Below are 10,144 nucleotides of genomic sequence, written 5' to 3'. Positions count from 1 at the left end.
CCCCTTCCCCGAGGTCGAAGCCATCGCAACCGCCGACTGGCCGACACCCGCGAAGCGCCCGGCCGATTCCCGCCTGGACAACACCAAGCTGCGCGAGACCTTTGGCGTGACGCTGCCCGATTGGCGCGCGAGCCTGGCCCGGACCGTCGACCGGCTGCTGGGGCCGCAGGGCTGAGGCGCCTTGGCTCTGTACAGGATGCCGCGCTGCGCCATCCTGCTCTCGACCTTTAACGGCGCGCCCTACCTCCCGCCCTTCCTGGAAAGCCTGCTCGCCCAAACCGAACGGGACTGGCTTCTGCTGTGGCGGGACGACGGATCCTCGGACAGGACAGTTCCCCTCATGACCGCATGGGGTGCCGCCCATCCCACGCACTTCCGGGCGGTGGCCGAGCCCGCCGGCAATCAGGGCGTTGTCAGCAGCTTCATGGCCCTGCTCCGCGCGGCGGAAAATCTGGGCGCGGCGACCATCGCCTTCGCCGATCAGGATGATGTCTGGCTGCCAGAAAAACTCGCCCGCGCGCTGGCGGCGCTGAACGAGACACCGCTGGACAAGCCCGCCCTGTACTGCGCCCGCCAGCGCCTGGTGGATGACGACCTGCGCCAGATCGGCCTCTCCGCCTCCCTCGCCGGGCCTGCAGGCTTCCCCGCCTGCCTCACCCAAAACATCGCGACCGGCTGCACCGTGGCCCTGAACCGGCCGGCGATCCGGCTGGTCGCGGCAAGCCTGCCGCCGCGCGAGGGCTGGCACGACTGGTGGTGCTACATCCTGGTCTCGGCCGCGGGCGGGGCGATCCTGCGCGATGAACAGCCGGTCATCCTGTATCGCCAGCATGCGGCGAACGTTGTCGGCGCTCCCTCCTCCGCGCCGCGCCGCGCCCTCGCTGCAATGCAAAGAGGACCGTCCGCATTTATGTCTGTGTTCCGGAAAAATGTAGCAGCACTGCAGGAGAATGCCGAAAGCTTCGCCCCTGACGTGCGCGCGCAACTCGACACCATCGCCCGCGGCCTCGCCGGCGGCGCCATCCTCCGCCTACGGGCGCTGGCGATTCCCGGTTTCCTTCGCAACACCTTCATGCAGACCGTGCTTTTTCGCCTCTGGTTTCTAATCGGGTGATGACAGTCCCGCACTCCCGGCAGTGCAGACCCGCAGGAAAATCCAGGACCGAGGCGGGCAAACCCTGCTTGCCGCACTGCAACACTTGAGCTAGCACGGGCGGACTTCCTGGCCTTTGCCCCGATTTCGAGGGGCTTCGGCTGTTCTCCGTCCGCCTCCCGTACTCATCCGTGGAAGGACCCTCATGGCCCGGAACAAGATCGCCCTGATCGGCGCCGGCAATATCGGTGGAACCCTCGCCCATCTGATCGGCCTGAAGGAACTGGGCGATGTCGCGCTGTTCGACGTCTTCGGCGGGGTCGCGGTGGGCAAGGCGCTTGACATCATGCAGTCCAGCCCGGTGGACGGTTTCGACGCGACGCTGGTGGGCGGCTCAGACTACGCAATGATCGCCGGCGCGGATGTGGTGATCGTCACCGCCGGATATCCGCGCATGCCGGGCATGTCCCGCGACGATCTGGTGGCCCGGAATGCCGGTGTCATCGCCCAGGTGGCGGAGGGTATCCGACAGCACGCTCCAGACGCTTTCGTGATCGTCATCACCAACCCGCTCGACGCGATGGTATGGGTGATGCAGCAGAAATCCGGCCTGCCCCCCGAGCGCGTGGTCGGCATGGCGGGGGTGCTGGACAGCGCCCGTTTCCGCCTCTTCCTGGCTCAGGAATTCGACGTCTCGGTGGAAGATGTGACCGCCTTCGTGCTCGGCGGGCACGGCGACGCCATGGTGCCGCTGGTGCGTTACTCCACCGTCGCTGGCATTCCAGTTCCCGATCTCATCGAGATGGGATGGACGACCCAGGAACGGATCGACGCCATCGTGAGCCGCACCGCGCATGGCGGCGGTGAAATCGTGAAACTCCTGGAACGCGGCAGCGCCTTCTATGCGCCCGCCGCTTCCGCCGTCGCCATGGTGGAGAGTTATCTCCGCGATAAGAAGCGCGTGCTACCCTGTGCCGCTTACTTGACCGGGCAATATGGCATCCATGACCTCTATGTCGGCGTTCCCGTGGTGATCGGGGCGCGCGGCGTGGAGCGCATCGTCGAGATCAAGCTGAATGACGCCGAGAGGACCGCCTTCGCGCGATCCTGCAGCGCCGTCCGCAGCGTGATCGAAGCATCCAAGCAACTGGTGGGCTGAACCTCATGAACATCCATGAATACCAGGCCAAAGAGCTCCTGAAGGCCGCAGGCGTGGCCGTGCTCGATGGCTACGTGGCCTGGACCCCTGATGAGGCGGCCTCGGCCGCCGATAAGCTTCCGGGGCCGATCTACGTCGTTAAGTCGCAGATCCATGCCGGTGGCCGCGGCGCCGGCCGCTTCGCCGATGATCCGAACGGCAAGGGGGGTGTCCGCCTCGCGAAGTCCATCGAGGAAGTCCGTGAAGCAGCGGCCGCCATGCTGGGCCACACGCTGGTGACGAAGCAGACCGGCCCGGCCGGCAAGACCGTCAACCGCGTCTATATCGAGGCCGGCTGCGATATCGCCCGCGAGCTCTACCTCTCGCTCCTCGTCGACCGCGCCACCTCGCGCATCGTGGTCATGGCCTCCACCGAAGGCGGCATGGAGATCGAGGAGGTTGCCGAGCACAACCCCGAGAAGATCCTGCGCACGGCGATCGACCCGGCGACCGGCATCTCGCCCTTCCATGCGCGCGGCCTTGCCTTCGGCCTCGGCCTTTCCGGCAAGCAGGTGGGCGCCTTCACGAAATTTGTGCTGGCGATGTACAAAGCCTTCGTCGATCTCGACTGCGCCATCGTCGAAATCAACCCGCTGGTCGTGACCAAGGCCGGCGAGGTCGTGGCGCTCGACGCCAAGGTGAGCTTCGACGACAACGCCCTCTTCCGCCATCCCGACCTGGAAGGCCTGCGCGACGAGGCCGAGGAAGACCCGAAGGAGCTGGAGGCGAACAAGTACAGCCTCTCCTACGTGGCGCTGGACGGCACCATCGGCTGCATGGTGAACGGCGCCGGCCTTGCCATGGCGACGATGGACATCATCAAGCTCTATGGCGGCGAGCCTGCAAACTTCCTCGACGTCGGCGGCGGCGCCACCAAGGAGCGCGTGACCGCCGCCTTCAAGATTATCCTCTCCGACCCGAATGTGGAGGGGATTCTGGTGAACATCTTCGGCGGCATCATGCGCTGCGACGTCATCGCCGAAGGCGTGATCGCGGCGGCCCGCGAGGTGTCGCTCACCGTTCCGCTCGTCGTGCGGCTCGAGGGCACGAACGTCGCCCTGGGCAAGGAAATCATGGCGAAGTCCGGCCTGCCGATCATCGCGGCCGACAATCTTGCGGATGCCGCCGAGAAGGTGGTCCGCGCCGTTAAGGAAGCCGCATAACATGGCCATCCTCGTCGACAGCAACACCCGCGTCATCACCCAGGGCTTCACCGGGGCGCAGGGCACCTTCCATTCCGAGCAGGCGATCGCCTACGGCACCAAGGTCATGGGTGGCGTGACGCCTGGCAAGGGCGGCTCCGTCCATATCGACCTGCCGGTCTTCGACACGGTGCGCGAAGCGCGGGAAAAGACCGGCGCGACGGCCAGCGCGATCTATGTGCCGCCGCCGTTTGCGGCCGATTCGATCCTGGAAGCGATCGACGCCGAGATGCCGCTCATCGTCTGCATTACCGAAGGCATTCCGGTGCTGGACATGATTAAGGTGCACCGCGCGCTCGAAGGCTCCAAGTCGATCCTGGTGGGGCCGAACTGCCCCGGCGTCATCACCCCCGATGCCTGCAAGATCGGCATCATGCCGGGCCATATTCACCGGCGGGGCAAGATCGGCATCGTCAGCCGTTCCGGCACATTGACCTACGAGGCGGTGGCCCAGACCACGGCGGCCGGCCTCGGCCAGAGCACCTGCGTCGGCATCGGCGGCGACCCGGTGAAGGGCCTCGACTTCCTCGAAGTCATCGAGATGTTCCTCAAGGACGACGAAACCGAGGCGCTGATCATGATCGGCGAGATCGGCGGCCAGAGCGAAGTGGTGGCAGCCGACTTCATCAAGCACAGCGGCACCAGGAAGCCGGTGGTGGGCTTCATCGCCGGTGCGACCGCCCCTCCGGGCCGGCGTATGGGCCATGCGGGCGCCGTCATTTCCGGCGGCCGCGACACCGCCGCCGCCAAGACCGAGGCGATGCGGGATGCCGGTATTCACGTCGCCGATAGCCCGGCCTCGCTCGGCAGCACGATGATCAAGGCGCTCGGTGGTTAGTTGAGGTGAACAAATGTCCTGCTCTGCGAAATACGGCTGGAGCAGGGCATCACCATGCGCGAGAGGCAACCCAGGAGTTTGACTGTGATGTCTCCTAATCAACGTGCGCACACTATTTTTGAAGGGCGCCGCGGCTTATAGCACTTGCCAGACAGCGGCGGCCCCGCCCGGTCCGGGCGGGACTGTATTCAACGGAGCCCCCATGCCAGGCGTCGATATTCTCGCAACGGCCTTCAACGGTGCCAATGCAGCCTTCATCGCCGATCTCTATGCCCGCTGGGTGCGCGACCCGGCATCGGTTGATCCAAGCTTCGCAACCCTCTTCGAAGCGCTGAATGACGAAGCGCGGTCGGTCCTGACGGACGCTTCGGGCGCCTCCTGGGCGCCCAGGCAGTGGGAGATCGAGCCTGAGGCCGCTGCGCCCAAGAAGGCACCCGCCGATGGCAAGGCCGGCGCCGTCCCCTCCGCCCAAACCGGCCCGGGCGTTCCCATGGCGCGGGCGGCGGCCGCCACCCACGCCCATGAAGACACAATCAATTCGATCCGCGCCTTGATGTTGATCCGCGCCTATCGCGTGCGCGGTCATCTCAGCGCGAAGCTCGACCCGCTCCGCCAGCAGGCGCCGCGCCACCATCCCGAGCTTGATCCCGCGACCTACGGCTTCACCGCCGCCGACTACGACAAGCCGATCTTCATCGACAATATGCTCGGCCGCGAGACCGCGACGCTGCGCGAAATCATGACGGTGCTCGAGGAGACCTATTGCGGCACCATCGGCATCGAGTTCATGCATATCCAGGACGTGCGCCAGAAGGACTGGTTGCAACGCCGGATCGAGGGCGTCGCCTGGCGCGATCAGCTGGAGGGCGGCTGCAAGACGCAGCTGCTGCTGGAACTGACCGAGGCTGAGGCTTTCGAGGTTTTCTGCCAGAAGCGTTTTGTCGGCACCAAGCGCTTCGGCCTGGAAGGCGGTGAATCGACCATCCCCGCGCTGCACACGATCATCCGCACCGCGGCCCAGGCGGGCGTGGGCGAGGTGGCGATCGGCATGGCCCATCGCGGACGCCTGAACACCCTCGTCAACATCGTCAAGAAGCCCTTCACTGCGGTCTTCAGCGAATTCGGCGGCATGAGCCCGAAGCCGGACGACGTTCAGGGGTCGGGCGACGTTAAATACCATCTCGGCACCTCCACCGACGTCGAGATCGCGGGCCGTAAGGTGCATCTCTCGCTGCAGCCCAACCCCTCGCATCTAGAGGTTGTGGACCCGGTCGTCGTCGGCAAGGTGCGCGCCCGCCAGGACGAGGCCGGGGACACCCGCGGCCGCCACTCCGTCATGGGCATTCTGCTGCATGGCGACGCCGCCTTCGCCGGTCAGGGCATCGTCTATGAGACACTCGCCATGAGCCAGCTCATCGGCTACCGCACCGGCGGCACGGTGCATGTTATCACCAACAACCAGATCGGCTTCACGACGGTGCCGGCCCATGCCTATTCGGGCCTCTACTGCACGGACGTCGCGAAGTCGGTGCAGTCCCCCATCGTCCATGTGAATGGCGACGATCCGGAGGCGGTCTATTTCGCGTCCAAGCTGCTCACCGAGTTCCGCCAGGAATTCGGCTGCGACGTGGTGATCGACATCGTCTGCTACCGCCGCCACGGCCATAACGAATCCGACGAGCCCGCCTTCACCCAGCCGATCATGTATCGCGCGATCGGCCAGTTGAAGACGACCCGCACCCTCTATGCCGAAAAGCTGGTGGCCGAGGGCGTGATGGACGCCGAAGCGGCCCAGGACGTCTGGGACCAATTCACCGCCCGCCTTGAGGAGTCCTTCCAGGCCGCGAAATCCTATCGCCCGAACAAGGCCGACTGGCTGGAAGGCAAGTGGGCCGGCCTCAACCGCGGCGAGGATGACGAAACCCGGCAGGAAGAAAAGACCGGCGTACCGCTCGAGACGCTGCGCGAAGTTGGCGCCGCAATCTCCCGCGTGCCGACGGACTTCAACGTCAATCCGAAGATCGCCCGCCAGCTCGAAGCCAAGAAGGTCGCCATCGACAGCGGCGAGGGGATCGACTGGGCAACCGGCGAGGCACTCGGCTACGGCACGCTCCTGCTCGATGGCCATCGCGTGCGTCTGTCGGGTGAGGATTGCCAGCGCGGCACCTTCAGCCAGCGCCATGCGGTGCTGATCGACCAGAGCAACCAGAACGAATACACGCCGCTCAACAACATCCGCAGCGGCCAGGCAAAGATCGAGGTCTACAACTCGCTGCTTTCCGAGGTCGGCGTGCTTGGCTTCGAATACGGCTACAGCGTCGCCGATCCGCGCACGCTGGTGCTGTGGGAAGCCCAGTTCGGCGATTTCGCAAACGGCGCGCAAGCGGTGATCGACCAATTCATCTCCAGCGGCGAAACCAAGTGGCTGCGCATGTCTGGCCTGACACTGCTGCTGCCGCATGGCCAGGAAGGCCAGGGTCCGGAGCATTCCTCCGCCCGCCTGGAACGCTATCTGCAGCTCTGCGCCGAGAACAACATGCAGGTCTGCAACATCACGACGCCGGGCAACTACTTCCATTCCCTGCGGCGTCAGCTGAAGCGGAACTACCGCAAGCCGCTCGTCATCATGACGCCGAAGAGCCTGCTGCGACACAAGCTGGCAGTGTCTCCGCTGAGCGAAATGGCCGAAGGCACGAGCTTCCGCAAGGTCATCGGCGAGATCGACGAGTTGGTGGCGCACGAGCGTGTCCGCCGCGTCGTCATCTCTTCCGGCAAGGTCTATTACGATCTTCTGGCAGCCCGGCGCGAACAGAACATCCAGGACGTGGCGCTGGTCCGCCTTGAGCAGATCTACCCCTTCCCGGCCATGGGTCTGCGCACCGTGCTGCAGTCCTATCCGAATGCCGAGGTCGTGTGGTGCCAGGAAGAGCCCGAAAACATGGGCGCCTGGACCTTCGTCGATCGCCGGCTGGAGCGGGTTCTGGTCGCCATCGACGCAGCGTCCAAGCGTCCGCGCTATATCGGGCGCGGGGAAGCGGCAAGCCCTGCCACGGGTTCCGCCAAGACCTACGCCCAGGAGCAGGCGGCGCTCGTCTCCGCCGCTCTGCAATAGCCTAATCCGATACCTTAGTCAGTCCGATCAGGAGCGACGATGCCGACCGAGATCAAGGTTCCTACGCTTGGTGAGAGCGTGACCTCCGCCACCATTGCCCGGTGGCTCAAGCAGGAGGGCGACACGGTCGCCGCGGATGAGCCCCTGGTCGAGCTCGAGACCGACAAGGTGACCGTGGAGGTCAATGCACCTTCCGCCGGCACGCTTGGGCCGATCCTGCAGAAGGACGGGGCCGAGGTTGAAGTCGGCGCCGTGCTGGGCGAAATCGCCGAAGCCGGGGGCGCCCGCAAGGCCGCCTCACCCAAGGCGCCGAAGGCGGCCGCCTCCTCCCCCGAGCCGGCGACGGCTCCCGCCGCCGCTGGCACTTCGATCAACATCGTCGTGCCGACGCTCGGCGAGAGCGTGACGAGTGCCACCGTGTCCCGCTGGCTGAAGCAGGAAGGCGAGGCCGTCGCCGCCGACGAGCCACTGCTCGAACTCGAGACGGACAAGGTCTCGGTCGAGGTGAACGCCCCGGCCGCCGGCAGGCTGTCCACCATCACGGTGAAAGACGGCAGCGAGGTCGAGGTCGGTGCCGTGCTCGGCGTCATCGCGACCGGCGCTGGTGCCGCCCCGGCACCCAAGCCCGCAGCCAAGCCCGATGCCGGCGTGAACCCGCCGCCGCCGGCCTCCGGCCCCGTCGCCCGACCAGCTTCGGTGGCGCTGGAAGCCTTCCCCGCCGCCCAGAAGCGCATGGCCGAGGCCGGCCTCTCCGGCTCCGACATCGGCGCCGGGACCGGCAAGGACGGCCGCATCACCAAGGGGGACGTTTTGGACTTTCTCTCCAAGCCTCAGCCGGCCGCGCCGGCCAAGGCGGCCCCTGCGGTTGCGGCCAAGTCCTCCCGCCAGGACGAACCGCGCGACGAGCGCGTGAAGATGACGCGGCTGCGCCGCACCATCGCCAACCGGCTGAAGGAAGCGCAGAACACCGCCGCCATGCTCACCACCTTCAACGAGGTGGACATGTCGGCGGCGATGGCGCTGCGGTCTCAGTACAAGGAAGTCTTCGAGAAGAAGAATGGCGGCGTCCGCCTCGGCTTCATGTCCTTCTTCGTCCGCGCCTGCGTCGCCGGGCTGAAGGAATTCCCCGCCGTCAATGCCGAGATCGACGGCGATGACATCGTCTACAAAAACTACGTCCATATGGGCATCGCGGTGGGCGGCCCGAACGGCCTCGTGGTTCCCGTGGTGCGCGATGTCGACCAGATGGGTTTCGCCGAAATCGAGGGCGCGATTGCGAGCTTCGGCAGACGTGCCCGTGACGGGCAGCTGAAGTTGGAAGAGCTGACCGGCGGCACTTTCAGCATCACCAATGGCGGCGTCTATGGTTCACTGATGTCGACGCCGATCATCAACCCCCCGCAGGCCGCCATTCTGGGCATGCACAAGATCCAGGAGCGGCCGGTCGCGATCGCTGGCAAGGTCGAAATCCGGCCGATGATGTACATCGCGCTGACCTACGACCACCGCATTATCGACGGCAAGGAAGCGGTTTCATTCCTCGTGCGCGTCAAGGAATCGATCGAAGACCCGCGCCGCCTGCTCCTCGGCCTCTGATCACCCGACAACGGGGCGGCGGCATCGCCGCCCCGCTTGCTTTTGCGCGGCTGCCTGCCGCGCCCCGTCCGACTGCGGATGTGCCGCGCAATCCCCTTCCCCGCCGGCACCCTGGAGAAAGAACATGAGCGAAGCTTTCGACCTGATCGTCATTGGCTCCGGCCCTGGCGGCTATGTCTGCGCCATCCGCGCCGCCCAACTCGGCCTGAAGGTCGCCTGTGTCGAAAAGCGCGAAACCCTGGGCGGCACCTGTCTCAATATCGGCTGCATCCCCTCCAAGGCGCTGCTGCAATCCTCCGAGAATTTTCATGAGGCGGCCGAAAGCTTCAAGGACCACGGCATCCTGATCGACAGCGTGAAGCTCGATCTCGACCGCATGATGGCGCGCAAGCTCGAAGTGGTTGAGGCCAATACCAAGGGCGTCGAATTCCTCTTCCGCAAGAACAAGGTCACCTGGCTGAAGGGCGAAGGCAAAATTCTTGGGCAGGGCCGCGTCTCCGTCGCCGGCAAGGAATACGGAACGAAGGCCATCGTCATCGCGACGGGCAGCGAGAGCATGCCGCTGCCGGGTGTCACGGTGGACGAAAAGCGGGTCGTGACCTCGACCGGCGCGTTGGAACTCGGCGAAGTGCCGAAGCACATGGTCGTGATCGGCGCCGGGGTGATCGGGCTCGAGCTCGGCAGCGTCTGGCGCCGGCTCGGTGCCGAGGTGACGGTGATTGAATTCCTCGACCGCATCGTGCCGACGCTGGACGCCGATGTCGCGCGCGATTTCCAGCGCATCCTCGAGAAGCAAGGTTTCACCTTCAAGCTTGGCTCCAAGGTCACCAAGGCGGAAACAACCGACCGCGGCGTGGCGCTGACGATGGAGCCTGCGAAGGGCGGCGCGGCTGAGACGGTGGAGGCGGATGTCGTGCTGCTCGCCATCGGACGGCGAGTCTTCGTGGACGGGCTGGGCCTGGCGGACGCCGGCGTCGCGCTCGACGAGCGCGGCCGCGTCGCAACCGACGCGCATTACGCGACAAACGTGCCCGGCATCTATGCCATCGGAGACGTGCGCGTGGGCCCGATGCTGGCGCACAAGGCCGAGGACGAAGGCATGGCC

The 10,144-nt window shown here is 65.8% G+C and carries 8 protein-coding genes and 1 pseudogene; all 9 read left to right on the top strand.

Annotated elements, in window-relative coordinates; all coding sequences use genetic code 11:
* The coding region (locus VL752_RS21620; RefSeq protein WP_325358631.1) for a sugar nucleotide-binding protein at positions 1–175 on the top strand (175 nt) is incomplete at its 5' end.
* A 6-nt stretch (positions 176–181) separates the two neighbouring features.
* Complete coding sequence (locus VL752_RS21615) at positions 182–1,114, top strand: glycosyltransferase family 2 protein (protein ID WP_325358627.1); 933 nt, start codon at positions 182–184, stop codon at positions 1,112–1,114.
* A gap of 184 nt (positions 1,115–1,298) precedes the next feature.
* Positions 1,299–2,252, top strand: coding sequence for a malate dehydrogenase (gene mdh, locus VL752_RS21610; protein WP_325358625.1), 954 nt, complete (start codon positions 1,299–1,301; stop codon positions 2,250–2,252).
* 5 nt (positions 2,253–2,257) lie between these two features.
* Entirely contained in the window at positions 2,258–3,454 is a 1,197-nt protein-coding gene (sucC, locus tag VL752_RS21605) for an ADP-forming succinate--CoA ligase subunit beta (RefSeq protein WP_325358623.1), read from the top strand.
* A 1-nt stretch (position 3,455) separates the two neighbouring features.
* Entirely contained in the window at positions 3,456–4,331 is an 876-nt protein-coding gene (sucD, locus tag VL752_RS21600) for a succinate--CoA ligase subunit alpha (RefSeq protein ID WP_325358621.1), read from the top strand.
* A 202-nt stretch (positions 4,332–4,533) separates the two neighbouring features.
* The gene (locus tag VL752_RS21595) at positions 4,534–7,443 is read left to right on the top strand and encodes a 2-oxoglutarate dehydrogenase E1 component (protein WP_325358619.1); all 2,910 of its coding nucleotides are present in this window, start codon (positions 4,534–4,536) and stop codon (positions 7,441–7,443) included.
* A gap of 39 nt (positions 7,444–7,482) precedes the next feature.
* A pseudogene (locus VL752_RS21590) lies at positions 7,483–7,698 on the top strand (biotin/lipoyl-containing protein); the annotation flags it as partial.
* Between the two features lie 114 nt (positions 7,699–7,812).
* Positions 7,813–9,039, top strand: coding sequence for a 2-oxoglutarate dehydrogenase complex dihydrolipoyllysine-residue succinyltransferase (odhB, locus tag VL752_RS21585; protein WP_325358629.1), 1,227 nt, complete (start codon positions 7,813–7,815; stop codon positions 9,037–9,039).
* Positions 9,040–9,163: 124 nt separating this feature from the next.
* Positions 9,164–10,144: dihydrolipoyl dehydrogenase family protein (locus VL752_RS21580; protein ID WP_325358617.1), on the top strand; the 981-nt coding region annotated here is incomplete at its 3' end.

Origin of the sequence: Acidisoma sp., from assembly GCF_035492295.1 — a bacterium.
Lineage (GTDB): Bacteria > Pseudomonadota > Alphaproteobacteria > Acetobacterales > Acetobacteraceae > Acidisoma.
Note: the sequence above shows the minus strand (reverse complement) of the source record. Positions and strands in the feature narration are given on the sequence as shown.